Origin of the sequence: Pseudodesulfovibrio sp. S3 (genome assembly GCF_004025585.1) — a bacterium.
Taxonomy (GTDB): Bacteria; Desulfobacterota; Desulfovibrionia; order Desulfovibrionales; family Desulfovibrionaceae; genus Pseudodesulfovibrio.
In genome coordinates, this window is sequence record NZ_QTZO01000004.1 from 244,692 (window position 1) to 269,741 (window position 25,050).

Consider the following 25,050-nt stretch of genomic DNA (forward strand, 5'->3'; position numbering starts at 1 on the left):
TGCGATGGATTTTGACGATGGCTGCGCCTCAGGCTGTTGGCGGTCAGGCCGTGATCGAAGGCGTTATGATGCGCTCTAAAGATCGGCTTGCCATTGCGGTTCGTAAATCCGATGGCGAAATCGTTACCGAAATCCGTCCGTGGTTCTCATTGGTAAGGCATCCACTGCTCAAAAAACCTTTCCTGCGTGGTTTTCCGGTGTTGATGGAGACCATGGTCAACGGGATCAAGGCTCTTAATTATTCGGCCATGCAGGCCGCTGAAGGCGATGAGGACGAGGGTGGGGAGTTGACCACTTGGCATCTGGTTCTGACCATGGTGCTCGCCCTTGGTGCTGCTCTGGGGCTTTTTGTGGTTCTGCCTCACTTTCTGTCTGTGGGCATGGAGATGTTTGGATGGGCGGGAGACGTTGATTCACTGAGTTTTCATGCTTGGGACGGTGCCATAAAGATGGTCGTGTTCGTGGCCTACATCCTTGCCATTTCGTTTATTCCGGATATCCGTCGCGTTTTCCAATATCATGGGGCCGAACACAAGGTCATCTGGACCTGGGAAGAGGGCAGGGAACTTTCCCCTGATTCCACCCGTTTCTACAGTCGCCTGCACCCCCGTTGCGGCACGGCCTTTCTGTTGTTCGTCCTGGTCGTCTCCATCATGCTTTACGCTGTGCTGGTTCCGTATCTGCTGACTTTTTTTGTTCCAGAGAATTTCATTATTAAGCATCTCTACATCGTGGGCATGAAACTTATCCTCATGGTTCCTGTCAGTTGCGTGGCTTATGAAATGATCAAGTTCGCCGGGAAATACAGCAAGAATATCCTGTGCAAATTCATGTGCTGGCCTGGCCTGATGCTGCAGTTGCTTACCACCAAGGAACCTGACGACAGCCAGATAGAGGTGGCCATTGCCGCCTTGCAATGTGCTGTCAATATCAAGGAGTGCTGACATGTTTGGCAAGCTTGAACAGATAGCCGAAAAATATGACAAGTTGGAGCAGGAGCTTGCCCAACCCGATATTTTCAATGACCAGGAACGGTACAAGAAGGTCTCCAAGGCCCACGCCGATCTCCGAGAAGTGGTCGAGGTCTTTCGCAAGTACCAGCAGTTTTCTTATGATCTGGAAAACAACCGGGAACTGCTGCACGATTCTGATCCTGATATTCAGGACATGGCCCAGGCCGAGATTGATGAAATCGAGGCTCAATTGTTCGATTTGGAAGAGCATCTCAAGGTTTTGCTGTTACCCACCGATCCCATGGATGAAAAGAATATCATTCTTGAAATTCGGGCAGGTACCGGCGGCGATGAGGCGGCTCTTTTTGCGGCCGATTTGTACCGCATGTACTGTCGCTACGCTGAGATCAATCGCTGGAAGGTCGAGGAGATGAGTTCCAACCAGACCGGTTCCGGCGGATACAAGGAAGTGATCGCTTCCATTTCAGGCGACAAGGTTTACAGCAAGCTCAAGTATGAGTCCGGCACTCATCGCGTCCAGCGTATTCCGGCTACCGAGTCCCAGGGGCGTATCCACACCTCAGCGGTCACCGTGGCCATCATGGCCGAGGCCGAGGAAGTGGATGTGGACATCCGTAACGAGGATCTGCGTGTGGACGTGTTCCGTGCATCCGGTCCCGGCGGCCAGTCGGTCAACACCACTGACTCCGCCATCCGTATCACCCATGTCCCCACCGGGTTGATCGTCATCTGCCAGGATGAGAAATCCCAGCACAAGAACAAGGCCAAAGCCATGAAGGTCCTGCGCTCCCGACTGTTGCAGTTGGAACAGGACAAGGCAAAAGCCGAGGAAGACGCAACTCGTCGCAGTCAAGTCGGGTCCGGTGATCGTTCCGAGCGCATCCGCACCTACAACTACCCCCAGGGCCGGGTGTCCGATCACCGTATCAATCTGACGCTCCACAAGTTGCCCCAGATACTGGAAGGGGAGTTGTTGGAGTTGACGGAAGCATTGATCAGCCATTTCCAGTCCGAGGCAATGAAGCGTCAGGGCGAGTAGTCGTATTTTGCGGTGAAACGGTTGTGTCCCGCTCTATCCCGAATATTCTCAAGGATTGTGAAAACCGCCTTGCCAAGGTGGATTCACCTCGCTTGAGCGCGCAACTGCTGACTGCCCATGCACTCGGTTGTTCGCGGTTGACTGTGACCCTGGAGCGGAATCGTATCCTTTCCGATTGTGAGATCGAGGCAATCCACGCTCTGGTGGCTCGCCGGGAAGCGGGGGAGCCTGTGGCGTATATCCTGGGCGAGAAGGAATTCTATGGCCTGGATTTTTTCGTTACGCCGGATGTGTTGATTCCCCGTCCTGAGACCGAACACATAGTGGAGGAGGTCGAACGGCTCTACCCGAAGGACCGAGTTTTCCGTTTTGCTGACCTCGGAACAGGCTCGGGCATTCTGGCCGTAACCCTTTGTGTGCTTTTCCCCGGTGCTCGCGGTGTTGCTGTGGACATCAGTCCGGCCGCCCTGCATGTGGCGCAGAGGAATGCCCACAGGCATGGCGTGGACGATCGTATTGATTTCCAATGCCTTGATTTTACCAAAGAGGCTCCCGGCGGGGAGTTTGATCTGATCGTGTCCAATCCTCCCTACGTTACCGCGGCGGAGTTCAATGCAGCCAGTCACGAGGTCACGACTTTTGAACCAACAGGTGCCTTGGTCAGCGGAGTTGACGGCATGGATCACATTCGTGCCATGTTGCCGGGCATTGAATCCACCTTGAAGGCGAAAGGGCATCTGCTCATGGAAATCGGTTTCAGCCAGGGAGAAGATGTTAAAAAAATCATCTGCCGTGAGTTTTCATTATTTGGGCAGGTTGCAATACTCAAAGATCTTGCCGGTCACGATAGAGTGGTTGTTGCGTCCAAATTATAATCGTAGAAAAGACACAAAAGCTCTCTGTTGTTGTTGTAAAAATACAAATAGTTGTGGAAATGCAACACTTGTTTAGAATAAGTCTAGTATGAAAAAGTTAATAAAATAAGATGGTTGTCGCCAAATTGCGTGGTGGCATTTTTCTTGCTTAAGGATATTCGGTTACTTAACCGGAGGAATAATGTCTCAGACAACCATACAGAAATCAGTACGTTGCACCGGAATCGGTCTCCACAGCGGTAAGCAGGTGGAAATGGTTCTGCGTCCGGCAGCGGAAGATACCGGTATTCTCTTTTCTCTCCGCAACGGTTCCGGGTCGACCTTCCTGACGCCAGCACCGTCTCTGGTCGTCGAGACCGCCCTCGCCACTGTCTTGGGTGATGGGCGGGAGACCGTTGCCACTGTAGAACATCTTCTTGCCGCCATCCATGGTATGGGTGTCGACAATATCCATATTGAAGTTCTCGGCAAGGAATTGCCCATCATGGACGGCAGCGCAGCCTCTTTTGTCTATCTGCTCAAGCAGGCCGGCATTCACAAGCTGAACAAGCCCCGCAAGGTCATAGGCATCAAAAAAGCCGTTGAATTCGAGCAGGACGGCAAGTACATCAAGGCTCGTCCACATGATGGCCTGTGCATCGACTACACCATTGAGTTTGCGCATCCCCTCATCGGTCGTCAGCATATGGAATTGGAAATCACTCCTGACAATTTTGCCAAGAAAGTTGCCAAGGCCCGTACTTTCGGATTTCTCAAGGAAGTAGATTATCTTCATGCCAATGGTTTGGCGCTGGGCGGATCACTGGATAACGCGGTCGTCCTGGACGAGTACACGATCCTTAATTCGGAAGGCCTTCGCTTCACCGATGAGTTTGTCCGTCATAAAATTTTGGACTTTGTTGGCGATATGGCCATTCTCGGTGCGCCCCTGCATGGCCATTTTGAGGTCTTTGCCTCCGGGCATGCTTTGAACAACGCCTTTCTTCGGCATCTTGACGGGAACAGGGACTTGTATCTTGAAGAAAAGATCATCCCCCTTCCTGATACCGCCACCGAAACCCTTGGGCGGGAATGCGTACAGCCTGTACCCGCTGTTGCTTAATCCACATCAATACGATCTGTAAAAAGTCCGCCTTTCGGCGGACTTTTTTTATGTCTTGAACAACATTTCGGTGATAATCCCGCAGTGGCTGTTTCGTGGGAGCTTGGATGTGCCCAAGTGCTGAATCCCGAGGGTGAGGCCTCGGTGCTCTCGGCTGTTGAGATATTTTTGGAGAGACTTTTCATGATCGGGGTGCTGAATTTTCAATTTGTAGGCAAGGGTGTTGCCTTTATAGAGGAACTGCACCCTGACCAATCCCAATGCTGCGTGATCGAATTCGACTATGGTTTCAGAGAGTTTTGTAGTGTCGCCGCTGTCTCGGATGAATGTTGTCTGACGCAGGCTTTCCGGTGCCAGCCAGGGCTGGTAGAGGACATGCCCTTTACGGTCGGCTTCCAAGGAGGCGGAGATGGTGCTGACGCAGTTGAAAGCGTCCATATATGCGGCGTGAATATCAGGGTGTTGCGCAAGGAGCTTCAGAAACCCTGCAATGTCAAGGGAGTTGCCGGCATACCCGGATTCTTGCAGGCCGGTCCTGAATCTGTGCTCAAAGAGGGTTCGGGCGGTGTCAAAGGCGCTGGCTAAGCCAAGGACATTCACGCCGGTTGTTTGGGAGAGAGGAAGTTCTTTGAGGATGATGTCTGGAGTGAGTTGGTTGACGATGAAGAGCAGGTGGCTGCCTTCCTGGTGGCGGGCTTCGATCTGGGCCAGCAGTCGGATGTCGTCGATCTCAACCCAGGCCATGGAATTGGGAAGGTTCTTGAGCAGGATGCCGCGTATTTTCTGGCCTAGTCTGTACTTGCGTCGGAAGGAGTCGGAACGTCTTCCGCTGCCGCTTCCGTTCTGTGAGTCGCCGCTTCCTGTTCCTGATCCTCTTATGCGCATGGTCGTGCAGTGGTCAGGCCTGGTCGATGATCAGCTCAATTTCTTCGAGACCCAGGCCTGTGGATTTTGCGAGTTGTATCGGAGATTTGCCGGAACGGTGACCTTTGAGAATGATTTCTCTCATGAACTGCGGTGACTTGCAGTACTCATTTGCGAGATTGACCAGTTTCTTCAGTTCCACGGCCTTGTTTTCTAGCTGAGCATTCAATGCCACCAACTCGTGTTGGCGCTGTTCAAAGGTGGCCACCAGCTCGCTTTCCAGTTGAGTATTGAATTGCAATCGTTTGATGAAGTCCGCCTGGTTGGCCTGAATACCGGAGAGGAGGGTCTCTGATTTGCGGAGACGCAGAAAAAACAGAATGACGATGACGAGCAGAATGACTTCACTGATGGAGAAGAGAATGATGAGCAGGTCGGACATGGTTTTTTTGCGGCCCCTAACAGAAGTTTCTTAAATCTTGACGTTAACGATGTTTCCGGCCCAGGGGGACGCATTGGAGGCACCGGTGTCAGGGGAATCGTCCACGTCCGCATCTTTCCGTTTTCCATCGGAGGAGGCTTCTTGCCGGTTATCGTTGTGGCCTTCACGGTTGATAGGATCAATTTCGGCCTTTTTCTCAACCTGTTGGACCATTCCCTCGCGCTTTCGCAACTGTTCCTGAATGACGGGGCCGAAAAGTAGCTTGTTGATTTCGGGCTTGGCTTTTTCCGCATGGGCGATCTTCTGCACAAAGGGCAGCTGCGATATGAGAATCGGCAGATCCAGCGGAGTTGAGCTCATTGGTTACCTCACAAGATATTGTTCGAACATCAGCGTATCGAACTGTCCAAATCCCATATATTGGTTGATTATGGCCAATAATTCTTTTTTCAGCTTATCACTATTCTCTTTATCGGACAAAAACTGCAAATCCTTATTCTTGAGGTAGTAGAACAGGGCGTTGCGGACAGCGTAGGTTTCTTGTTTGAACTGTCTGGCCAGTCCGTCATCTTCGGTTGATACGAGTACGCGTACCTCCAGGAAGCGGATTTGCCCCTTTTCATCTTTTTGCTCAACAAGGAATGGGTCGAGTCTGATGATGATTTCCGGGGTCTCGGGTACTACAGGTGCCGCTTCCTCTTGGACCGGTGTTTCTTCGACTGGTGGCGGCGGTGGTGCCTCCGGTTCACGAAGCAGGAGGATGATGATGACGACCAGAAGGATGAAAATGATGGCTGAGGAGGCCAGTACGACCTTGTTTTTGAAGAGGGCCAACAGGCCAGATTTGGTTTTTTTGTCGTCCTCTTCAAAAAGAGGGGTCTCCACCTCGACTTCTTCTATTTCCTCTTCGTCATCTTCGTCTTCCAAAAAGGGGGCGTCATCAAGATCAAGGTCGACTTTCTGTGTGGCCTTGCCTGCTTCGGAATCGTCGAGCTGAGCTTTGGGCTGTTCAGGCACATTGCTCTTCGGGGTAACCTCTTCGGTTACATCTTCGTCCGGGACAAGCAAGACCATAATATACGCCTAACCGGAAATTGGCGGGCGCTTAAGCGAAGATTTTATCGATCTTCTGGCCCAGGGTTTCAGGGGTGAACGGCTTGACGATATAATTGGATACCTTGGCCTGGACTGCCTCAATGATATTCTCCTGCTGCGCTTCTGCCGTGACCATCAGGAAGGGAATGTCGGCGTATTCTTCGCTGCCGCGAACTTTGCGGAGCAGTTCGATACCGGACATGGTGGGCATGTTCCAGTCCGAAACGATGAATTCGATGTTGTCCTTGTTAAGGACTTCCCATGCGGTGGAACCATCGTCCGCTTCAACAATGTTGTTGAAACCAAGCTGCCGCAGGATGTTCTTGATGATTTTACGCATGGTTGAAAAGTCGTCGACGACCAAAACGCGCATATTGGTATTATAACCCATTGAAAGTCTCCTTTACTCGATTTCTACTCGTTGTCATAACGATCTTTGAACGTTTTTCTTAGTTTAATCAACGCTTGGGAGTGAAGTTGGGAGACTCTGCCTTCGGTTATGTCCATAACTTCGGCTGTTTCCTTCATGTTCAACTCCTCACCATAATATAGAGATATTACCAATTTTTCTCGCGGCGTCAATTCTTCAATGAGATTGGCTACTTTGTCAACGATCTCTTGAAATGCAGCAGACTGGAACGGTTCGTCGTCCGTCATGTTTTTTTGGCCGAGAATATTTTCCTGAAAACTGTCCAGGCTCAAGCAGACTTGGTTGTTGAGGGCTTCCAAGCCTTGCTGCACATCCCGTTCCGACATGCCTGTGTGATCCTGGAGTTGTTCCGGGGTGGCGGGAGAGCCTGTTTCATGTTCGATTTGGCGCATGGCTTCTTCAAGCACCTTGACCTTGTGCCTGAGTCCTCTGGAAAACCAGTCCATTCTCCGCAATTCGTCGAGCATGGCACCCTTGATGCGGTTTTCGGAGTAGGTGTCGAATTTGATTCCAAGTTCGGCTTTGAATTTTCCCAAGGCGTCCAACAGGCCGAGACTGCCCGCGCTGATGAGCTCGTTGAGCTCAACGCTTTGAGGCAGCTTCGCTTTGAGCCGCAAGGCAAGAATCCGGATTTTGGGCGCGTAGAAGCGGACGATATTTTCACGGTCTCTGGGTGAAAAATCGTCCCAATGCTTGTCGCCCTGTTCCAGCTCAAGCCACGGATCGTTCCCGGAAGAGGAGTTTCTTCCAGAAGAATTTAATATTGCCATCGGTGTTGGGTGTTACCTGCCATGAGTTGATCGTCTGAGCAGCCTGCCGGACAGCTGTGCTGGCCGGTGTTTTTGGAAATTTGTGGCAAAATGGTGTCTGGGCAATGACTGAATTACGGACATTCTGATCGTAGGGGATGAAGCCTACAAGGTCGAGGGAAATGCCGTCGAGAAAGTGGTCACAGGCATTGAGAAGCTTGAGATAGACTTCCTTGGCGGATTTTTTGTCTTTGACCATGTTGACCAGTACTCGAAACCGTTCCACGCCATGCTGCAACTTGAGCACCTTGATCAGTGCATAGGCATCGGTCAGCGAGGTCGGTTCGGGAGTTATGATCAGCAGACGCTCCTGCACGGCTAGGTTGAAGTACAACACGTTGTCGTTGATGCCGGCACCGGTGTCCACGATGAGGTAGTCGATGTTGTCTTCAAGAAAGTCCATGGCATCCAGGAGGTCGAGTTTCTGTCCCTTGTCCAGGTTGACCATGTCGCTGACGCCGGAGGAGGCCGGAAGGATGCGGAATCCGTAAGGGGTGTCGAACAATATTTTGTCCAGGGTCATGTCTTCGTGGAACAAATGGAAAAGATTGTGTTGCGGAGCAAGGCCCAAGATGACGTCCACGTTGGCCAAGCCAAGGTCGGCGTCCAGGAGGACCACATTTTTTCCGGCAGCACTCAAGGAGTAGGCAAGATTAACCGACATGTTGGTTTTGCCGACGCCGCCCTTGCCGGAAGTTACGGAAAAAACCAGGGGTAAATTCGAACTCATGGCGTGTATCGTACTCCTTTAAGGTTGTATGTCGCCATCAGGCAATGTGCGCATGAACAGAAGTCGCCAAATCATTTCTTCAGTGGCCGGTTCAATGCTGTTTTTCAGGCCGGAACCGTACGAGAGAGCGGAAACCGGCAGCCCACTGACGAACGCCATGTTCAATATTGAACCGAATGTACAGGCTTCATCGAGTTTCGTCCAGATAACGCTTGCAAGTTGTTCACTTTTATATTTGTCGATAAATCGTTCAAGTTGGGTCGAGCTGTAATAGGGATTCAACACAAGATGAATGGACAGCTCCGGGCAGTTGCTCATGCCGTAAAGGTGCGACCATTCCTCAAGGGTGGTCTTGCCGGGCAGGCCGGGCAGATCAATGAGGACCATGTCGAATTGCTTGGATTCCTGGTGCAGAAGGGTGAAGTCGTCACGGGTGATTATTTCCCGGAAAGCCAGGCCGCTGAGTTCCGCATAATGCTTGAGCACAAGCCGTCCTTTGCCGCGTCCGCCGTCGGCGGTGGCCAAGCAGATGCGTGTCTTGGGATGCTCTTTTTTCATGCGGAGCGCCAGACGAATCAGGCTGGATGTCTTTCCTGCTCCACCGGGACCGGCAAAGGCGTGGAACTTGTTTGACCAGCTATGGGCTTCGAACGGGGTTGCCTTCACCATCGGGTCCAAGGCGGTCATGATGGAAGTGTCCGGTCTTTCTCTGAGATCACAGAATAATTTGGCAAGAACCCTTTCATCCACTTCTTCTCGCTCAAGGTACTCAAGGGCGATCTTCTGCTTGGGTGAGAGCTGTGTCAGATCCATCTGGGGTTTCATGAGCGCCAATATCTGGTCTTTTATCTGAGTCCATTCCCGTTGCCAGCCTACGGTGTTCTGCAAAGCAGATTCCACAACGCCGTCTTTGGTGTGCCTTTGGGGGTGAGTGGGTTCGCTTTCAACAGCGGCAACGATTTCGCAGCATTTACAGCCGTTTTCCATGACTGTCTTGTTGGACAATATGACGGCTTCTTGTCCCAGGACTGCCTTGACCTTGGCAAACGCGGCGGTAGAGGTGGAGGCTCTGAACGTCTTCATTCTCATAATCTGATCCTAGAGTTCAACGGTTGCGGCTGACTGAATTTTGACATCTGCCGGGATCTCGGCCTGGGAGATGACCGGCAGGGTCGGGATGAACCGTGTCAACAGTTGGGCGAGTTGTGATCTGATCTGCGGGGTGACCAGCAGGATGGGTTGTCCATCCGATACCATGGCATCTTCCGCAGATTTATTTATTGATTTGATGAGATTCTGGGCAATGCCGGGCTCCAGAGCAAGGTAGCCGCCTTGTTCGGCAGGGCGCATGGCGTTGTTCAGTATTTCGTCGATCTGTGGGCTCATGGTGATGATTGGGAGTACGCCTTCGTCACCGAGATAGGGCTTGACGATGGTGCGGCCCATCTTGGCTCGAACGTATTCCGTGAGCTGTGTCGGATCCTGAGTGGCAGGACCATAGTCGGCCAGGGTTTCAACGATGGTCAGAAGATCGCGGATTGAGACGTTTTCTTGCACCAGAGCCTGGAGGACTTTCTGTACGCCACCGACGCTGAGTACGGACGGCACCAGGCTTTCAACGGCCTTGGGCGCGCGCTTCGAAAGGTTGTTGAGCAATTCCTGGGTCTCCTGGCGGCCGAGGAACTCGTGCAGGTTGCGTCGGAATACTTCGGTGAGGTGTGTGGCGATGACCGTGGACGGATCGACCACGGTGTATCCTGCCAACATGGCCTCTTCCTTTTGGGCCTCGGGTATCCAGATGGCCGGGAGGTTGAAGGCGGGTTCCACTGTCTCGACTCCCTGGATGCGCTGTTTTGCATCGCCGGGGTCCATGGCCAGGAAATGGTCGATGAGCAGTTCCGCACTGGCCACGGGATTGCCCTTGATCAGTACGCGGTATTCGCCGGGCTTGAGTTGGAGGTTGTCCCGAAGGTGCAGAGAAGGGACGACAACGCCCATATCCAGGGCAAACTGGCGACGGATGGAACGGATGCGGGAAAGAAGGTTGCCGCTTTGTTCTTCGTCCACCAGCGGGATGAGGCCATACCCGACTTCCAGTTCCAGTTGGTCGAGAGGGAGAAGGGCCTGCACTTCCTCTGGAGTATCCAGGGTTGGGGCGTCCTTCTTTTCCATTTCCACTATGTCTGCGGCCAGGGAACCCTGTTGCTTGGCTGAAAGATGGCCTACCGTGTAAACGATGATTGCCAGGGTGAGAAACGGGATGGTTGGCATGCCGGGGACAATGCCGAAGATGACCATGATGCCGGCAACGAGTTTCAGTGCCCTGTGGTGGAAAGAGAGTTGACCGATGAATTCTTCACCCATCTTAGCCTCGGCGGCGGCGCGGGAGACGATGATACCGGCGGATGTGGAAATGATCAGCGAGGGAATGGTCGCCACCAGACCGTCACCGATGGTCAGGAGGGTGTATGTCTGGGCCGCATCCATCCATTCCATGTCCTGCTGGAGGACGCCGATGAGAAATCCGCCGATGATATTGATGGCGGTGATCATGAGACCGGCCTTAACGTCACCCGAAACGAACTTGCCTGCACCGTCCATGGCTCCGTAGAAGTCGGCTTCTCGGCGCAGATTTTCACGTTTTTCAGTCGCCTGTGTTTCATCGATGAGGCCGGAGTTCAGATCCGCCTCAATGGCCATCTGTTTACCCGGCATTGCGTCGAGGGTGAAGCGGGCGGCGACTTCTGCGATACGTGTGGTACCGGAGACGATGACGGTTTTGTTCAGAATGAACAGGATCATGAAAATGACGATGCCGATGACATAATTGCCGCCGACAACAAACTCTCCGAAACTCTGGATGACCGACCCCGCAGCTGCGGTTCCTTCGTCGCCATGGAGCAGAATGGCGCGGGTGGTGGCCACGTTCAGAGCCAGCCTGAGTAGGGTGGTTACCAACAGGAGAGAGGGAAAGATGGAAAATTCAAGAGGAGAGATCATGAACATCGAGGTGACCAGGATAACCAGTCCCAAAGAGATGGAAACCGAAAGCATGAAGTCTATGAACGCAGTGGGCAGAGGAATGAGCATCACGAAGAGGATGACCACAACGCCGCCGGCAAGGAGTATGTCCCCCTGCTTGGTGAACCGAGAATAGTCAATTTTGGGGCGTGGTGGCTTCGCGATTGATTTGGCCATGTTTTTGACACCTCTCGGTCGGTTGTTTTAGGGACGCGGGAGGTGTTTCGGTCTTTTCTAACCTACCGTCGCTTCTTGAATTTTTCCAGCTTTGCCAGAATAGCAGCCACGGCTTGAAACAATTCCTCCGGGATGGTTTCCCCGATTTCAACTTGTTTATACAAAGCCTGTGCCAAGGGTTTGTTTTCTTCGATGGGTATATCGTTTTCTCGTGCAACTTCTTTGATTCGCTCGGCAACCTTGTTGGTTCCTTTGGCAAGCACCAGCGGTGCCGGGGCGACCATTACATCGTATTGCAGGGCGATAGCATAGTGTGTCGGGTTGGTGATGACCACGTCTGCCTTGGGAATGTCCTGAAACATTCTTGAAGTCATCATTTCCATCATCTTCTGGCGTTGTTTCTGTTTGACCTTCGGGTCGCCTTCCGCCTGTTTAGCCTCGTCCTTGACCTCGTCCTTGGTCATTTTGAGTTTTTCTTCATAGTTCCAGCGCTCATACCAGAGGTCGATAATGGCAATGATGATCATTGGAATGAGAGCATAGCAGACCATCTTGTATCCCGTGGTGAGAAGGAAGGTGATGATGCCCTCGGTATTGGCATGAAAAAGAGGCGTGAGATTATTGATTTCCTGTCTGAGAACGATGTAGGGGGCAATGCCGACGGCCATGGCCTGAAGCAGACTTTTTGCTAGCTTGATGAAGGCGTCAGGGCTGATCATCAGTTTTTTGATGCCAGACAATATGTTGAAAAGTTTGTCGAATTTTGGCTTCATCGGTTTTGTTGTCCAGAGTCCGCCAACTTGAAGTCGTAATGTAATATAAGCAATGAAAGCGATAGTCACCATGAACGGCAGAACGAGAAGGGCCATCTTTTGGATACCCCATGTGAACAGGGCGTAGGCCATGGATTTGTCCACGGTCATGTTAATGGCTTCGCTGAACGTCCAACGATATATTTCCGTGAATTGGTAGTAGTAGAAATTGATCATGAACCGAAGGGTCAAAACACCTGCCAGCAGGACCATTACCTTGGTGACTTCCTGGCCTTTGGCGACGTTGCCTTCTTTACGCTGTTTGTCACGGCGTTTTTTTGTGGCTTTTTCGGTTTTACTTGGATCTTCCTGACCTATCATGTCTGCGATCCTTAGGGAGCGACGGAAGCGCCGAATCTCATAACGTTTTCAAACAAGCCGTTAAGGCCTTGCAAATAATCGCTGACGTATATTGACATGATGCTGAAAATGAAGCCGAGAAAGAAGAAGCCCACAGTGATTTTGATGGGGAAACCAAGAACGAGCACGTGTAATTGCGGGGCGGCTCGGGATATGAGCGCCAAGGAGAGGTCCACCAGGAAAAGCGCGGCCATGACTGGTGCGGCTATTTTGATGGCCAGAGTGAACATCAAGTTGGAAAATTTGAAAATGTCATTGGCCAATGTCGGGTTGAGAAGAAGTGTTCCCGGAGGAATGTGTTCGAAACTCATGCCCACGGCTTTCAGCAGGAAGAGGTGCCCGTTGAGTACCAGAAAGGTAAGCATGGTACACATGTAAAGAAAATGAGCCGATACCGCGTTGCTTGTGCCGGTGATCGGGTCCATCACGTTGACCATGGCGAATCCCATTTGGAATCCGATGATCTGTCCACCCAATTGCACGGCGGCGAACAGAAAATTGACGAGCAGTCCGAGGATGAGGCCGAGGATCAATTCACCTATGAACATGATGACGATGTTCCAGCCCGTAGGCATCAGGGAGCCGGGGAAAGACAATTGGGGCCAGAGGGCCATGGATAGGACCAGAACCAGTGCGGCCTTGACCGGTTTGGGAATGGAATTTCCTCCAAAAAAAGGCATCAGAAAAAGGACTGTGCTGATACGAAACAGCGTCAGAAAATAGCTGAGCATGTCGCTCTGGTTGAATCCGAAAAGTTCCATTATATGCTCATTGCAAAACCTGAACCAGACAGGAGTTGCTGGGTGTGTGCCTTAAAGAACAGGCCCTTTTGGAAGGTGAGATTCCAAAAGGGCCTGATGAATTCACAAACTCGAATCCGATTAGTTGAGTATGTACCGCTTGGGGTTCACCGGAACACCGTTGAGCCGTACTTCGTAGTGGAGATGGGGGCCTGTACTGCGCCCGGTACTGCCGACATAACCGAGCAGTTCTCCTCTGGTGACCACCTGCCCGTTCTTGATAGTGATGCGGTGGAGGTGGGCAAAACGGGTGGAAAGGCTGGCGTTGTGTTTCAGGCGAACACTCAGACCGTAGGAGCCATCGCGGCCGGAGAAGGTGATGGTGCCTCGGGCAGGGGCATAGATGGGAGTACCTCGGGGAGCAGAAATATCTATACCCTTGTGGAATTCGCGTTTCCCGGTGAAAGGTGATGTCCGCCAGGCGAATCCGGATGTCACCCAACCGGAGGTCGGCCAAATGGAAGGCGTGGCTTCTAGGATATTCTTGTTGTTGCGCAGGGTGTGCATGATTTCTTGCTGCCGGACTTCTTCAAGCCGAGCTTCTACGTTCAACTGACGTAGAAATTCATGCATCTTGCGGGCCAGGAGTTCCTGTCGGTAGAGAGGAAGGTATCCTTTGGAGAAATTTTCGTTGGCGGAACCGCCCTTGGGGGCTGCAGCCTGGTTGCCGTCCTGGTCAAGGTTGATCATGACACGCAGTTTGGAGTCAAAATCGCGGATGCGGCTCAGGTTGTTTTGAAGAGACGATATCTTTTGGGAGAGGCTCAGGAGTTGGGTTTTTTGTTCTTGGACGGTTTTTTCTGCAATGTTCAGTCCTTGTTCCACACGCGAGTGTTGCGCATATTTTTTCCAGAGAATGACGTTCCCTGTCGCCATGGTGATGGTCATGAGGAAAAGGGAAATGATAAACCAACCTCGTAGTTGGAATTTCTTGCAGGAACCTTCTTTGTCTTTGAAGACAACTATATGGTATTTTCGGAAAAGCATTACCTTTCCAGTAGGTTACAATGTTAAATTTGCAGCCGTTTCTGATCTTTGAGTAGTTTTAGTCTAGACTTTTTTACTTGTCAAGTCAACCTGTTGGCGGGTTATTGCGTTGAATACATTGTTTTTTATTCGTTTGTCATTCCGCCACATGGTTTGCAGCCACGCGTTGATTTCATCTCTTTTGGTAGACCCGTTGGATGGGCAGATGTTTTCCCATATGGGAAGTTCCCATTGTTTTGAGGCCGTTATGACGGTTTTCTTGTCCAGAAACATGGTGGGTCTGATAACGTTGAGGTTGCCGTCAAAAAAAGGTTCGTTGATTGACAGTCCGGCGACCCGGCCGTTTTGCAAGATGTTCATAAAAAAAGTCACCACATTGTCATCCGCATTGTGGCCAAAGGCGAGATGCGAGAGATTGTAATCCCGGCATAGCTCGAAGAGGCGTTTTCTCCGTTGCATGGCGCAAAAGAAGCAGGGGGAGTTCTTTCGGTTTTCGCTGGTGTGCGCCCGTGGACCAAAATCGGTGAGCTCCATGTGGGCGGATATACCGTTTTCGGCGCACCATTGCGATAGGGGGTTGTGGGATTCCGGGGCGAAACCCGGGTTGACGTGCAGAACCATCAATTCAATATGAAAAGGCATGATGGCCTGACGGATGGTCATGACCTTGAGCATCAGAAAACTGTCCACGCCGCCGGAAACGGCAAGACCAATGCGAGCGCCTTCGGAAACCATGTTGGTTTGTTGCATGAGTTTTCCTGTGGCGGACACGCATTTTTTTTGCGCAAAGGTCAGCTTGCCCCATGAGGCCATCTGTTCATCTCCTTCCGGTTTTGTTAAAGTGCGGCGTTCCGGTCAGGCAGTTAGAGCATTCCTGCTTGACTTGCAAGTACTCATGAGGCAATTTAACAAGCTTTCGTGCCGCTGCAACGATTGCTTTGGCATGATTGAAACCGGGTTCCTTTGGAGGATGCCTGATTTGAAACGGAAACTGTACTTCGCGGGCATACCCCTCCTCGTCCTCTTGGCCGGGGCTTTCTATTGGTACAGTTCGCTTGAGCGTGACCAGGTCCAGACATCCCGTTGGCTGTCTTCCTTGGAAGAGGTCAAGACCGTGCATGTGCAGACCGCCAAGGGAACGTATTCGCTGATTGCCTCAAAGGGGAAGCAGTGGGAAGCGCAGGTGCCCGGTATCTCCTGGAATATTGCCGCCAAGGGCGTGCGAGGCAGGGTTTCAGAGTATCTGACCCGGCTTGAAAAGTTGGTACCGCTCCGCTCCTTCAGCGGTCCGGCGGCGGATGAATTTATTGAGTACGGCCTGGACAATCCCGGGCTTAAGATCATTCTTCAGTTTGATAAAAAAAATGCACAGTCTTTGACCATTCGTTTTTTTCCCGGACAATCGGGAAGAGTGTACGGGTGGAATTCGGAAAGTCCGGATCTGGTGTACGAATTTGACGAAAAGGTTTTCGAGCAGTTCTCGTATCCGGCTATCCATTTTCTTGACACTCGCGTTTTCCAGTTTGACGAAGAGGGTGTCAATCAGTTGCAGTTGGTGCAGCCCTTTGGTTCAAGCTGGTTGGTCAAACGGCAAAAGAAGGGCTTTGTCTTTACCTTGCCGGGGTATCTAAAGGATGAGGCTGTTTCCGATTCCGAGATACGGCTCTACATCCATGCCTTGGCCTTGCTCAGGGCGGGTAAGTTGTTGTTGGAGCCGATTCTGACGGAAAAAGAGATGGCTGCTCTGACCATCAAGATATGGACGGAGGGCAGCAACGAGCCTTCTATGGTAGAGTTTTTCAGTATTGAGGAAGACCCGAAACATTATTTGGGTAAATCGTCGTGGCTGACAGTTCCGTTTCTGCTTGATGCAGAGAGTGTTGGGCAATTGGCTAAAAGTGCTTTCGACGTTCAAGAGAGAAATATTGTTACCCTTGACATAGGTCAGGTTGCCAAGATCATAATCGACCATGGCAGCAAGCAGTATATTCTCAAGCGGGATGATTCGGGTTGGCGTGTTGTCGGAGGAGAAAAGGATGTCCCGGGCATTGACATGGCGCTCTGGAGATTTACTGAATTGCAGTTTGAAGCGTTGCCGCTCAACAACCTGTCAACGACTGCTGTGCAGCTTATGCGCTGTCAGTTCCGGGACATTGATGGTGAATTGCTTAAGAAAATGATTTTTTATGCGGATCCAAAACTGCCTCAGGGGCAGTGCTGGATGAAAGATGGAGACGGTATGTTTTATCCCGTCTCCAGCCGGTTGCTGAAGGATTTGCAGGGCATGTTTCCTGCCGGTGCAACCGGGAATAAGGGATAATACCGCTTCATAATGAAGTAAGGAGAATATCATGGCACGGATTACCGTTGAAGATTGTCTGGAAAAAGTGAGCAATCGTTTTCTTATCACCCAGATGGGCATCAAGCGCATCAAACAATACCGCGAAGGGTATGAACCTCTGGTGGAATCCAAGAACAAGGAAGTGGTCAGCGCCCTGCGTGAAATCGCTGCGGGCAAGGTTATTCCGGCAATTTCTGAGCCCGAAGTCAGCCTTGATCTTCCCACCTCTGAGGATGTGTAAGTAGTATAGTCATGTCCAAACTCGACTATTATGAAGTCCTGGGTGTGACCAGGGATGCATCTCAGGATACGATCAAATCAGCTTACAGGAAACTCGCATTCAAGTTTCATCCTGATCGCAATCAGGATGACCCCGATGCTGAATCCAGGTTCAAGGAAGCCGCAGAAGCCTACGAAATCCTCGGAAACGAGGAAAAACGCCAGTCCTACGACCGGTTCGGTCATGACGGTGTGAACGGCAATGGTTTTTCGGGCTTTTCCAGCAACGAGGATATTTTCGGAGCCTTCAGCGACATTTTCGGTGAAGTCTTCGGGTTTTCTTCAGGAGGCCGGGGTGGGGCCAATCGTCCGCGTGCCGGGTCCGATCTGCGCTATAATCTGGAAATATCGTTCCGCGAGGCCGCCAAGGGGGCCGAGGTCGGCATCAAGATTCCCGTGGAGGTTTCCTGTGAGAGTTGCAATGGCACTGGAGCGGCTCCGGGAACTTCTCCGGAGACTTGCTCGCAGTGCCGCGGAACCGGCACCATGCAGCAGGCACAGGGCTTTTTCCGTATTTCAGTGACTTGCCCCCAATGTCGGGGAGCAGGGCAGATGATCACCGATCCCTGCGACGAGTGCATGGGGCGGGGCACCGTCATTCAGGATAAGGATTTGAACGTCCGTATTCCGGCGGGCGTGGACAACAACTCGCGCCTCAGGTTGCGGGGTGAAGGCGAGGCTGGTGTCAACGGAGGTCCTCCAGGTGATCTCTATGTCGTTATTCGGGTCACTCCGGACGATACCTTCGAGCGTCAGGGTCAGAACCTTATCATCAGTCGTGACATCTCCATGGTGGATGCCGCGCTGGGGCATCGCCTGGAAGTGCCGACCCTGGAAGGCACTGTGAATCTCGATGTTCCCAGCGGAACCCAAAGCGGCGAGGTCTTTCGATTGAGAGGATTGGGACTGCCCCATCTGGGCAGCACTCACAACGGCGACCTGCTTGTTGAGATCAAGGTCAAGACGCCCTCTCGGTTGAATAGCCGTCAGGAAGAGTTGCTCAGGGAATTCGCTGAAATCGAATCCGGTAAATTGACCACCAGAGCCAAGGACTTCTTCAAGAAGGCCAAGGGCAAAGTGATGGGAGAATAGCTCATGGCAGATGGTTTTTCTCATATGGATGAAAGCGGAAACGCCCGTATGGTGGACGTTTCTGATAAAAATGATTCACAGCGTACGGCTATTGTCCGCTGTTTGGTCCGACTTGCGCCAAAGACATTGATGCTCCTCAAGGAAAACGCGTTGCCCAAGGGTGACGTTCTGACCACTGCGAAGATCGCTGGCATACAGGCGGCCAAGCGGACTGCCGACCTTATTCCCATGTGCCATCCGCTGCCCATCAGCTATGTCGATATTCGTTTTACGGTTCTTGATGCTGAGTCTGCCATCGAGCTTGAGTCAGAGGTTCGGACCACATACAAGACTGGAGTTGAGATGGAAGCATTGGTGGGCGCTCAGATAGCGGCTGCCACCATCTACGATATGTGCAAGGCGGTTCAGAAGGATGTCGTTATCGACGCCTGCCGTCTGGTGTACAAGTCCGGGGGCAAAAGCGGTACCTTTCGAGCCGAGTAAAGTGCATTCCATCATGCAATAAAAAGCCGCCCTCCGAATGGAGGGCGGCTTTTCTTATGAGTTCTTTTTGGGATTACCAGACCGAGCGGGTTTGTACGCCGTGGGCGGCCATGTATTGCTTGATTCCCGGAATGGTGTATTCGCCGTAATGCACTATGGAGGCGATGAGTGCGGCGCTTGCCTTGCCTTGAGTGACAGCGTCCACCATGTGCTGTGGATTGCCCGCACCGCCTGATGCGATGACGGGGATGGTTACGGCTTCGGACACGAGGCGGGTCAGTTCGAGATCATAGCCTTTCTTGACGCCGTCTGCATCAATGGAGTTGAGGCAAATCTCTCCAGCCCCCAGCGCTTCGCCGGTCTTGGCCCATTCGAGGGCGTCCATGCCCATGAATTTGCGACCGCCATGGATGACGATCTCAAAACCGGAGGGGATGTCCTCGGACTTCTCGACGCGTTTCACGTCCATGCCGAGTACCACGCATTGGGAACCGAACATGGCCGCACCTTCGCTGATGATATCAGGGTTCTTGACCGCGCCGGAATTGACCGAGACTTTTTCAGCACCGGCAATGAGCACGTCGCGCATGTCAGCCACGGAATTGATGCCGCCGCCCACAGAGAAGGGTATGAATATCTGGGAGGCCACTTTTTCCACTACATCAAGGAATATTCCACGGGCTTCATGGGAGGCGGTTATATCATAAAAGACTATTTCGTCCGCGCCTTCTTCGTAATACCGTTTGGCGGTTTCCACCGGATCACCGATGTCCACATTGCCTTCGAACTTGATGCCCTTGGTCAGGCGTCCGTTGCGCACGTCGAGGCAGGGGATGACACGTTTACTGAGCATCTGCGGCCTCCTGGCAGTAGTTGTGGAAATTTTGCAGCATCTTCAATCCGGGGCGTCCGCTCTTTTCCGGGTGGAATTGGACCGCCCACAATCCTTGGCGTCCGTGGACAGAACAAAAATCAATGCCGTAACGGGTGATGCCTATGATGAACTCTTCCTTGGGAGCGGGGTAGTAGCTGTGAACAAAGTAGAAGTCCGCATCGGGATCAATGCCGGTAAAGAGTTCACATTCCTGCAGGAGCTCGACCTGGTTCCAGCCCATGTGGGGCACTCTGATGGAGACGTCCTCATAATCCATCCAGGACGGGTTGAATAATCTGCATTCCCCCGGGATTACTTCAAGTGCCTTGGTGTCATTTTCTTCTGAATAGTCCAGCAAAATCTGGCAACCAACACAGATGCCGAGCACCGGTTTTTTCTGCCAGATGAGTTTCTTGATGACTTCGTCCAGCCCACCGGATTCAAGTTCTTCCATGGCCTGACCCGCAGCGCCTACGCCCGGAAAGATGATACCGGTAGCCGAATCCAGCTTTTCGGGATCATTGGTTATTTCATTCGGGATGCCCAGGTGGTCGAGTGCCCGACGGACACTGGTCTGGTTTCCTGCTTTGTAATCGAATATGGCGAGCATCGGTCCCTCCACTTTTTACTCGTTATGCTACAGCGACTAGTAAAAATGTCGGGGGAAAACAAGGGGTTTTTTGCATTTGGCAAAAATGTCGATTTCAGGAAGCCGTTATTCTGAAGCGGCGGTACTTGTTTATAAAAGAAACTGGCTTTGTGCGGTCAGGAAGCCGGGAAGACTACTTGCCGAGAATGCGCAACAACAGGTCGCCCGAGAAGGGGCCGAGCTTGCGTCCGAGACCCTTGAGGCGAATGGGACGGCCCACCACGAAATCTTGCGGTAGTGTCACTTCGATGGTTTTCGGCCCCTTGCTGAACGTCTGTTCGACGGTGATGCGGATTTTGCGACCAGGCAGGAGGCGGCTGGCCGGATATTGCACGGTCTGTTCGAAGTCCATCTGTCCACTGAACCATCCCCTTATGCCCCTGGTGAAATCGAGATTCAGGGTGCGTTCTCCCCAGTGGAGTTGGAGATTGCGTTTCTTCAGTTCAAGTGGCCCCTTGTATCCAGGCTGTTCCTTGCGGATCTGGCTGTAGATGTCCTCGAACACTTTTTTGGCAAAAGGGTCGCTTAATATGGTTTTGAGAACCTCTTCTTCCTTATAATAATATTTCTGGTTCTTGGCGCGATTGGATCGACTGTGTTCGGGCTTGGCCGAGGCGCCCTTCTGCTGCTGTCGGGCGTAGGCCTTGGCTCCTTGTTCCCGGCTGGCGGTGGGGCCTTCCGGTTCAGGTCTGGCTGACCCGTTCTTGGCATTGGTCTCCAGCAGTCCTTTGGCCGTGACGTAAGCTTCGTTGACTTTGCGGAACAGTTCGCTGGCGCTTGGCTCAGAGTTCAAATCCGGGTGGTATTTGAAGGCAAGTTGGCGGAAGGATGTTTTTACCTCGTCCAGAGTCGCTCCAGGTGCGAGCTTGAGCACTTTGAGACAGTCCTGGAGATTCATGCAGTGTGTCCTTGTTATTCGTCAGAAATCAACGCATTTGGAGAAGTGTCGGGATCATAGCGCAAAAGGTCTTCCTTTCGCAAATAGGCTCGTCCCTGTCTGACGAATTCGTCATGTCCGGCTTCAGGGTTCACGCCCGGACAGTAGTCCTGAATCATTTCCCAGCTTGTTTCGTCGACGAGATTGCCCCTGAAAAAGGGCCAGGCCCGGCAGATGTCCGGGCGGCCCGGATGCACGTCACATCCTTCCTTGAAAAAAATGCAGTATTTGTCCTTGCCGGAGTTGAGATGGAGTTTGCCCCCACGCTCATGGGTGTACTGTGTGACAAGGTCATTCACGGATATGCCGAGGTGCTCGGCCAGTCTCTTTTGGTCCTTGAGTGTCATGATGATGCCGCCTTCGCCCTGGCAGCAGTGGCCGCACATGCGGCATTCAAAAGCGGGTTTCTTCATCCGGTGATCCCCAAAGCTTGCAGTTCGACCTTGGTGCAGTGATTCTCGACCACGTGAATGTCGCTTCCGGCCAGAATGTTTCTGGCTTCCGGACTGACAATGCCTGATTGCATCCAGAAAATCTTGGGCCTCGGGTCCATCCGCAGGGCTTCACGGGCATGTTCCGGGCAGAATTGGGCCGCTCGGAACAGGTCCACCATGTCCACGGGAACCGGGATGTCGTTGACGCTCGGGTATGCAGGGAGTCCCCACACCGTTTCTCGTTTCGGGTGCACCGGAATGACGTTGAATCCCATGTCCATGAGTGCGCGTCCGACAATGTCCACAGGTCGGCCAGGTTTGTCCACAGCTCCGACAACGGCTATGGTCTTGACCTGTCGAAGCAGGGGGGCTAGCTCTTTCATATCAATCAGCATTGTTCAGATCCTCTCTTGAGTGAGAAGGCCTTTGTACAGCAAACACCTCCGGTTGCCTAGTTGATATATCAGAAGGAGTACTCATGTTCGAAGCCATATCCCGCATTCCTGCTGCAGAGTTGACCCGTCGTCAGGACGCAGTCCGCAAACATCTTCAGGAGATTGCTCCCCAAGCGGGCGGCATTCTGGTTTTTTCCCGGTTGAACATCTATTATCTTACCGGCACCTTCGGCCAGGGCGTGCTTTGGCTGCCCATGTCGGGTCAGCCTGTGCTCCTCCTGCGCAAGGGAGTGAACAGGGCAAAACTTGAGGCGGGGGTGGAGCATATCCTGTCGTTCAAGTCCTATTCGGAACTAGCTGGTCTGTGCTCTGATGTCGGCAGCCCCTTTACCGGGACCGTTGCCGCGGTCATGTCCGGCCTGACCTGGCAGCTCGGGTCGATGTTGGCCGCCAAGCTCAAGGGGTATACCATTGTTCCGGGCGACCATGCCGTGGCCCTGGCCAAGATGGTCAAATCCGAATTCGAACTGGAGATCATGCGCCGGTGCGGAGAGAAGCACCACCGTTGCCTCCACGACATCCTGCCCGGCAAGATTTGGCCAGGCATGACCGAGCGGGAAATCTCTCATGCTGCCTGGGAGACTTTTTTTTCTGAAGGGCACATGGGGGTGTTGCGGATGCAGGCCTATGGTGAAGAGATTTTTCTCGGCCATGTGGCCGCCGGCGATTCCGGGAACTACCCCAGCGGGTTCAATGGTCCACTCGGATTGCGCGGAGAACATCCGGCCTCGGCGTTCATGGGTAATGCGAATAAAGTGTGGCAGTTGGGCGAACCGCTCATGCTCGACATCGGTTTTCAGCTTGACGGGTATCACACGGATAAGACACAGGCCTATTTTGCCGGGGCGGAAGGGACCAAGACCGATGAGATACGCAAGGCCCACGATTTTTGCATTGAAATGCAGGAGTGGATGTGCGCCACGGCAAAACCCGGCGTGACGCCGGAAGATCTCTATGTCCACTGCATTGAACAGGCGGACAAACGCGGATTTAAGGAAGGGTTCATGGGGTTGGATGAAAACCAGGTTCCTTTTGTGGGACATGGTATCGGTTTGACCATCGATGAGTTTCCGCCCATTGCCAAGGGGTTCAATCAACCGCTGGAACAGGGGATGGTCATTGCCCTGGAACCAAAACAGGGAATTCGCGGTGTGGCCATGGTCGGAGTGGAGAACACCTTTGAGATCACACAAGACGGTTGTCGTTGCATTACCGGCGATGTCTACGACATGACGGCTATAGGGTAGCTTGTTTTTTTGTGTTGTTATGATCAAAAAAATATGAAATACGTATATGCGAACCTATAAAATAGTTGTGCCCTATAACGCGGTTGGGAGTCATGGCCTACTCTCAGGTTTTTTCGGAGAAATCGAATTATCTCCTTTCCATAACGGACGGAGAGATTTCGGACATGGATTCATTCATCACATGGGCCAGAGCCGTCATCTCCAAGGCCAGAGAGGCAGGATTTTCAAAAATACTGTTCGATAACAGGACGTTCAGGCTCAATCTGTCTTCGTCAGATGTCAATATGTTCTCCAGGATTACGGATGCTGTCGGTATCAATGGATCGGAGTTTCGCTTTGCTGTCCTTTTTTGTCCCGGCAACACTGAGGCGTGTCATTTGGCAGAGATCGTTTTTGCCGATAAGGTTGACGGTTATATGGAATTCGGAAATCAGCAAGATGCGCAGGAGTGGCTCAATATGTAAGCCACAATCAGATATGATTAAAAAAAAGGCTCCCTTTCGGGGAGCCTTTCTTGTTGAATTGATGACAGGCGGCTATTCGTAGGCCGCTTCAAAAATGGCGATGACATCTTCCATGGTCATGTTTACCGGGGTGATGTCGAACAACGCCCCCATGACCGTCAGGGCGTTTTCGGCCAGAGCCGGTATTTCTTCGCGGGTAACGCCGTAATCAGATAGTTTTTCGTCGGCCAGTCCGATGTCCGTGATGAGTTTGTCCAGGGCGTCAAGGAAGGCCACCCCGGTTACTTCCTCCTCTAAATCTTCCTGTAAGGTGTCGCCCATGGCCAGGGCAAGGTCTCCCAGCCTGTCTTCTCCGCGCGAGGCCAGGAAGCCGAAATACGCCTTGGATATGAGTACCAGGCCAGCACCGTGGGGCAGGTCGGGGTGGAACGCGGACAGGGCGTGTTCCAGGGAGTGCTGGGAGATGCAGGAGGAATAGGATTCGCACAGGCCTGCTGCGGTGCAGGCCCAGGCCATGATGGTTCGGGCCTCCAGGTTGTCTCCCTCTGCCACGGCTTGGGGCAGGGTGTGACTGATCAGATGGACTGCCTCCAGGGCGAGCATGTCGCTGGCAGGTTGGCGGCAGGTGGCCAGGTAGGCCTCGGCAGCGTGAAAAAAGGCATCCATGCCGGTATAGGCGGTCTGCCTGGGCGGCACGGACAGCATCAGCCTGGGGTCGACGATGGACAGGGTCGGGAATGTGGCGTCATTGCCCCAGCCGACTTTTTCCCGGGAATCGGTTCCTGACTTGGTAATGACCGTCCATGGGTCGGCCTCGGTGCCGGTTCCGGCCGTGGTCGGTATGGCCACGATGGGCAGGGCGTCCTTTTCCGGTGTCTGGCCGCCGCCGGTGCCGGATTGCATGTAATCCCAGTATTTGCCCGGATTGGTGGCCATGGTGGCGATGGACTTGGCAGAGTCGATGGTGGAGCCGCCGCCCAGGCCGACCACAAAGTCAACGCCGTTTTCGCGGCAAATGGCCGCTGCTTCATCCACGAAATCAGACTCCGGGTTGGGTTTGATTTTGTCGTATACGATGGTCTGAACGTCCTGTTTGGCGAGCAGGCTTTGGACGCGGGACAGATATCCCTGCCTGACCATGACGCCGGATTCACCGATGACGATCATGGCCTTTTTGCCGCGAGGCAGGTAGGGGGTGTCGCCCAGTTGGTTCAGAGTGTCGGGGCCGAAGATCAGCCGCGTGGGCATGAAATATTGGAAATTGAGCATTAAACTCTC

29 protein-coding genes are annotated in these 25,050 nt (G+C 52.6%); 10 read left to right on the top strand and 19 right to left on the bottom strand.

The genetic code is table 11. The annotated features are described in order from the left end of the window. The first annotated feature begins 17 nt into the window (after window positions 1–17). The 4 genes from DWB63_RS06605 (at window position 18) to lpxC (ending at window position 3,990) form a co-directional block, all read left to right on the top strand. Window positions 18–944 (top strand): DUF1385 domain-containing protein, encoded by a 927-nt coding sequence (locus DWB63_RS06605; RefSeq protein ID WP_128328022.1) that lies wholly within the window; start codon window positions 18–20, stop codon window positions 942–944. A 1-nt stretch (window position 945) separates the two neighbouring features. Continuing rightward, a complete protein-coding gene (gene prfA / locus DWB63_RS06610; RefSeq protein ID WP_128328023.1) occupies window positions 946–2,013 on the top strand; it encodes a peptide chain release factor 1 in 1,068 nt (355 codons plus the stop codon). Between the two features lie 23 nt (window positions 2,014–2,036). After that, window positions 2,037–2,888, top strand: a complete 852-nt coding sequence (gene prmC, locus DWB63_RS06615) for a peptide chain release factor N(5)-glutamine methyltransferase (protein ID WP_128328024.1) — start codon at window positions 2,037–2,039, stop codon at window positions 2,886–2,888. Between the two features lie 181 nt (window positions 2,889–3,069). Then, complete coding sequence (gene lpxC / locus DWB63_RS06620; protein ID WP_128328025.1) at window positions 3,070–3,990, top strand: UDP-3-O-acyl-N-acetylglucosamine deacetylase; 921 nt, start codon at window positions 3,070–3,072, stop codon at window positions 3,988–3,990. A 48-nt stretch (window positions 3,991–4,038) separates the two neighbouring features. Here the strand turns inward: lpxC and DWB63_RS06625 are convergent, their stop codons facing one another. From DWB63_RS06625 to DWB63_RS06685, 13 genes are all read right to left on the bottom strand, one after another. Further along, window positions 4,039–4,875 (bottom strand): hypothetical protein, encoded by an 837-nt coding sequence (locus DWB63_RS06625; RefSeq protein ID WP_128328026.1) that lies wholly within the window; start codon window positions 4,873–4,875, stop codon window positions 4,039–4,041. Window positions 4,876–4,888: 13 nt separating this feature from the next. Next, window positions 4,889–5,296, bottom strand: coding sequence for a hypothetical protein (locus DWB63_RS06630; protein WP_128328027.1), 408 nt, complete (start codon window positions 5,294–5,296; stop codon window positions 4,889–4,891). A 30-nt stretch (window positions 5,297–5,326) separates the two neighbouring features. Continuing rightward, window positions 5,327–5,656 (bottom strand): hypothetical protein, encoded by a 330-nt coding sequence (locus DWB63_RS06635; RefSeq protein WP_128328028.1) that lies wholly within the window; start codon window positions 5,654–5,656, stop codon window positions 5,327–5,329. Between the two features lie 3 nt (window positions 5,657–5,659). Then, on the bottom strand, window positions 5,660–6,370 hold the full coding sequence (locus tag DWB63_RS06640; protein WP_128328029.1) for a flagellar basal body-associated FliL family protein: 711 nt from the start codon (window positions 6,368–6,370) through the stop codon (window positions 5,660–5,662). Window positions 6,371–6,401: 31 nt separating this feature from the next. After that, complete coding sequence (locus tag DWB63_RS06645; protein WP_128328030.1) at window positions 6,402–6,782, bottom strand: chemotaxis response regulator CheY; 381 nt, start codon at window positions 6,780–6,782, stop codon at window positions 6,402–6,404. Between the two features lie 23 nt (window positions 6,783–6,805). Beyond that, complete coding sequence (locus DWB63_RS06650) at window positions 6,806–7,591, bottom strand: FliA/WhiG family RNA polymerase sigma factor (RefSeq protein WP_128328031.1); 786 nt, start codon at window positions 7,589–7,591, stop codon at window positions 6,806–6,808. Then, entirely contained in the window at window positions 7,533–8,360 is an 828-nt protein-coding gene (locus tag DWB63_RS06655; protein ID WP_128328032.1) for a MinD/ParA family protein, read from the bottom strand. Before DWB63_RS06655 ends, DWB63_RS06650 begins: the two co-directional genes overlap by 59 nt. Window positions 8,361–8,378: 18 nt before the next feature. Then, on the bottom strand, window positions 8,379–9,443 hold the full coding sequence (locus tag DWB63_RS06660) for a flagellar biosynthesis protein FlhF (protein ID WP_347231962.1): 1,065 nt from the start codon (window positions 9,441–9,443) through the stop codon (window positions 8,379–8,381). A 15-nt stretch (window positions 9,444–9,458) separates the two neighbouring features. Further along, complete coding sequence (gene flhA / locus DWB63_RS06665) at window positions 9,459–11,558, bottom strand: flagellar biosynthesis protein FlhA (RefSeq protein WP_128328034.1); 2,100 nt, start codon at window positions 11,556–11,558, stop codon at window positions 9,459–9,461. 62 nt (window positions 11,559–11,620) lie between these two features. Further along, the gene (flhB, locus tag DWB63_RS06670) at window positions 11,621–12,691 is read right to left on the bottom strand and encodes a flagellar biosynthesis protein FlhB (RefSeq protein WP_128328035.1); all 1,071 of its coding nucleotides are present in this window, start codon (window positions 12,689–12,691) and stop codon (window positions 11,621–11,623) included. 11 nt (window positions 12,692–12,702) lie between these two features. Continuing rightward, on the bottom strand, window positions 12,703–13,491 hold the full coding sequence (gene fliR / locus DWB63_RS06675; protein ID WP_128328036.1) for a flagellar biosynthetic protein FliR: 789 nt from the start codon (window positions 13,489–13,491) through the stop codon (window positions 12,703–12,705). Between the two features lie 120 nt (window positions 13,492–13,611). Further along, the gene (locus DWB63_RS06680; RefSeq protein WP_128328037.1) at window positions 13,612–14,517 is read right to left on the bottom strand and encodes a M23 family metallopeptidase; all 906 of its coding nucleotides are present in this window, start codon (window positions 14,515–14,517) and stop codon (window positions 13,612–13,614) included. Window positions 14,518–14,580: 63 nt separating this feature from the next. Then, window positions 14,581–15,330, bottom strand: coding sequence for a tRNA 2-thiocytidine biosynthesis TtcA family protein (locus DWB63_RS06685; RefSeq protein WP_128328038.1), 750 nt, complete (start codon window positions 15,328–15,330; stop codon window positions 14,581–14,583). Here DWB63_RS06685 and DWB63_RS06690 point away from each other — a divergent pair. The 4 genes from DWB63_RS06690 to moaC are packed head-to-tail and all read left to right on the top strand — an operon-like array spanning window position 15,266 to window position 18,712. Then, window positions 15,266–16,837, top strand: a complete 1,572-nt coding sequence (locus tag DWB63_RS06690; protein WP_241648681.1) for a DUF4340 domain-containing protein — start codon at window positions 15,266–15,268, stop codon at window positions 16,835–16,837. The genes DWB63_RS06685 and DWB63_RS06690 overlap by 65 nt on opposite strands. Window positions 16,838–16,868: 31 nt before the next feature. Beyond that, window positions 16,869–17,099 (top strand): DNA-directed RNA polymerase subunit omega, encoded by a 231-nt coding sequence (gene rpoZ / locus DWB63_RS06695; RefSeq protein WP_128328040.1) that lies wholly within the window; start codon window positions 16,869–16,871, stop codon window positions 17,097–17,099. Between the two features lie 11 nt (window positions 17,100–17,110). After that, window positions 17,111–18,229 (top strand): molecular chaperone DnaJ, encoded by a 1,119-nt coding sequence (dnaJ, locus tag DWB63_RS06700; protein WP_128328041.1) that lies wholly within the window; start codon window positions 17,111–17,113, stop codon window positions 18,227–18,229. 3 nt (window positions 18,230–18,232) lie between these two features. After that, on the top strand, window positions 18,233–18,712 hold the full coding sequence (moaC, locus tag DWB63_RS06705; RefSeq protein WP_128328042.1) for a cyclic pyranopterin monophosphate synthase MoaC: 480 nt from the start codon (window positions 18,233–18,235) through the stop codon (window positions 18,710–18,712). A gap of 73 nt (window positions 18,713–18,785) precedes the next feature. Here the strand turns inward: moaC and hisF are convergent, their stop codons facing one another. From hisF to DWB63_RS06730, 5 genes are all read right to left on the bottom strand, one after another. Beyond that, window positions 18,786–19,565: an imidazole glycerol phosphate synthase subunit HisF gene (hisF, locus tag DWB63_RS06710; RefSeq protein WP_128328043.1), complete on the bottom strand. Its 780-nt coding sequence runs from the start codon at window positions 19,563–19,565 to the stop codon at window positions 18,786–18,788. Then, the gene (gene hisH, locus DWB63_RS06715; protein ID WP_128328044.1) at window positions 19,555–20,196 is read right to left on the bottom strand and encodes an imidazole glycerol phosphate synthase subunit HisH; all 642 of its coding nucleotides are present in this window, start codon (window positions 20,194–20,196) and stop codon (window positions 19,555–19,557) included. The genes hisF and hisH overlap by 11 nt, the downstream gene beginning before the upstream one ends. Before the next feature lie 172 nt (window positions 20,197–20,368). Then, entirely contained in the window at window positions 20,369–21,133 is a 765-nt protein-coding gene (locus DWB63_RS06720; protein ID WP_128328045.1) for a J domain-containing protein, read from the bottom strand. 14 nt (window positions 21,134–21,147) lie between these two features. After that, on the bottom strand, window positions 21,148–21,585 hold the full coding sequence (locus DWB63_RS06725) for a YkgJ family cysteine cluster protein (protein ID WP_128328046.1): 438 nt from the start codon (window positions 21,583–21,585) through the stop codon (window positions 21,148–21,150). Next, a complete protein-coding gene (locus DWB63_RS06730; RefSeq protein ID WP_128328047.1) occupies window positions 21,582–22,001 on the bottom strand; it encodes a CoA-binding protein in 420 nt (139 codons plus the stop codon). The genes DWB63_RS06725 and DWB63_RS06730 overlap by 4 nt, the downstream gene beginning before the upstream one ends. Before the next feature lie 83 nt (window positions 22,002–22,084). Between DWB63_RS06730 and DWB63_RS06735 the strand changes: the two genes are divergently transcribed. Together DWB63_RS06735 and DWB63_RS06740 are read left to right on the top strand one after the other, a co-directional pair. Then, complete coding sequence (locus DWB63_RS06735; RefSeq protein WP_128328048.1) at window positions 22,085–23,308, top strand: Xaa-Pro peptidase family protein; 1,224 nt, start codon at window positions 22,085–22,087, stop codon at window positions 23,306–23,308. A 164-nt stretch (window positions 23,309–23,472) separates the two neighbouring features. Continuing rightward, the gene (locus DWB63_RS06740; protein ID WP_128328049.1) at window positions 23,473–23,772 is read left to right on the top strand and encodes a hypothetical protein; all 300 of its coding nucleotides are present in this window, start codon (window positions 23,473–23,475) and stop codon (window positions 23,770–23,772) included. Between the two features lie 72 nt (window positions 23,773–23,844). Here DWB63_RS06740 and DWB63_RS06745 read toward each other — a convergent pair whose 3' ends face one another. Beyond that, on the bottom strand, window positions 23,845–25,041 hold the full coding sequence (locus DWB63_RS06745) for an iron-containing alcohol dehydrogenase (RefSeq protein ID WP_128328050.1): 1,197 nt from the start codon (window positions 25,039–25,041) through the stop codon (window positions 23,845–23,847). Window positions 25,042–25,050: the final 9 nt, after the last annotated feature.

Excerpts from the sequence above, each read along its gene's own strand:
- DWB63_RS06685 (WP_128328038.1), bottom strand. The coding sequence starts at position 15,330 with ATGGCCTCATGGGGCAAGCTGACCTTTGCGCAAAAAAAATGCGTGTCC.
- DWB63_RS06635 (WP_128328028.1), bottom strand. The coding sequence starts at position 5,656 with ATGAGCTCAACTCCGCTGGATCTGCCGATTCTCATATCGCAGCTGCCC.
- moaC (WP_128328042.1), top strand. The coding sequence starts at position 18,233 with ATGGCAGATGGTTTTTCTCATATGGATGAAAGCGGAAACGCCCGTATG.
- DWB63_RS06640 (WP_128328029.1), bottom strand. The coding sequence starts at position 6,370 with ATGGTCTTGCTTGTCCCGGACGAAGATGTAACCGAAGAGGTTACCCCG.
- flhB (WP_128328035.1), bottom strand. The coding sequence starts at position 12,691 with ATGATAGGTCAGGAAGATCCAAGTAAAACCGAAAAAGCCACAAAAAAA.
- DWB63_RS06645 (WP_128328030.1), bottom strand. The coding sequence starts at position 6,782 with ATGGGTTATAATACCAATATGCGCGTTTTGGTCGTCGACGACTTTTCA.
- lpxC (WP_128328025.1), top strand. The coding sequence starts at position 3,070 with ATGTCTCAGACAACCATACAGAAATCAGTACGTTGCACCGGAATCGGT.
- DWB63_RS06660 (WP_347231962.1), bottom strand. The coding sequence starts at position 9,443 with ATGAAGACGTTCAGAGCCTCCACCTCTACCGCCGCGTTTGCCAAGGTC.
- DWB63_RS06735 (WP_128328048.1), top strand. The coding sequence starts at position 22,085 with ATGTTCGAAGCCATATCCCGCATTCCTGCTGCAGAGTTGACCCGTCGT.
- DWB63_RS06730 (WP_128328047.1), bottom strand. The coding sequence starts at position 22,001 with ATGCTGATTGATATGAAAGAGCTAGCCCCCCTGCTTCGACAGGTCAAG.
- DWB63_RS06720 (WP_128328045.1), bottom strand. The coding sequence starts at position 21,133 with ATGAATCTCCAGGACTGTCTCAAAGTGCTCAAGCTCGCACCTGGAGCG.
- DWB63_RS06630 (WP_128328027.1), bottom strand. The coding sequence starts at position 5,296 with ATGTCCGACCTGCTCATCATTCTCTTCTCCATCAGTGAAGTCATTCTG.
- DWB63_RS06740 (WP_128328049.1), top strand. The coding sequence starts at position 23,473 with ATGGATTCATTCATCACATGGGCCAGAGCCGTCATCTCCAAGGCCAGA.
- DWB63_RS06625 (WP_128328026.1), bottom strand. The coding sequence starts at position 4,875 with ATGCGCATAAGAGGATCAGGAACAGGAAGCGGCGACTCACAGAACGGA.
- fliR (WP_128328036.1), bottom strand. The coding sequence starts at position 13,491 with ATGGAACTTTTCGGATTCAACCAGAGCGACATGCTCAGCTATTTTCTG.
- prfA (WP_128328023.1), top strand. The coding sequence starts at position 946 with ATGTTTGGCAAGCTTGAACAGATAGCCGAAAAATATGACAAGTTGGAG.
- DWB63_RS06745 (WP_128328050.1), bottom strand. The coding sequence starts at position 25,041 with ATGCTCAATTTCCAATATTTCATGCCCACGCGGCTGATCTTCGGCCCC.
- DWB63_RS06655 (WP_128328032.1), bottom strand. The coding sequence starts at position 8,360 with ATGAGTTCGAATTTACCCCTGGTTTTTTCCGTAACTTCCGGCAAGGGC.
- DWB63_RS06690 (WP_241648681.1), top strand. The coding sequence starts at position 15,266 with ATGAGTTTTCCTGTGGCGGACACGCATTTTTTTTGCGCAAAGGTCAGC.
- DWB63_RS06680 (WP_128328037.1), bottom strand. The coding sequence starts at position 14,517 with ATGCTTTTCCGAAAATACCATATAGTTGTCTTCAAAGACAAAGAAGGT.
- flhA (WP_128328034.1), bottom strand. The coding sequence starts at position 11,558 with ATGGCCAAATCAATCGCGAAGCCACCACGCCCCAAAATTGACTATTCT.
- DWB63_RS06650 (WP_128328031.1), bottom strand. The coding sequence starts at position 7,591 with ATGGCAATATTAAATTCTTCTGGAAGAAACTCCTCTTCCGGGAACGAT.
- hisF (WP_128328043.1), bottom strand. The coding sequence starts at position 19,565 with ATGCTCAGTAAACGTGTCATCCCCTGCCTCGACGTGCGCAACGGACGC.
- hisH (WP_128328044.1), bottom strand. The coding sequence starts at position 20,196 with ATGCTCGCCATATTCGATTACAAAGCAGGAAACCAGACCAGTGTCCGT.
- dnaJ (WP_128328041.1), top strand. The coding sequence starts at position 17,111 with ATGTCCAAACTCGACTATTATGAAGTCCTGGGTGTGACCAGGGATGCA.
- DWB63_RS06725 (WP_128328046.1), bottom strand. The coding sequence starts at position 21,585 with ATGAAGAAACCCGCTTTTGAATGCCGCATGTGCGGCCACTGCTGCCAG.
- rpoZ (WP_128328040.1), top strand. The coding sequence starts at position 16,869 with ATGGCACGGATTACCGTTGAAGATTGTCTGGAAAAAGTGAGCAATCGT.
- DWB63_RS06605 (WP_128328022.1), top strand. The coding sequence starts at position 18 with ATGGCTGCGCCTCAGGCTGTTGGCGGTCAGGCCGTGATCGAAGGCGTT.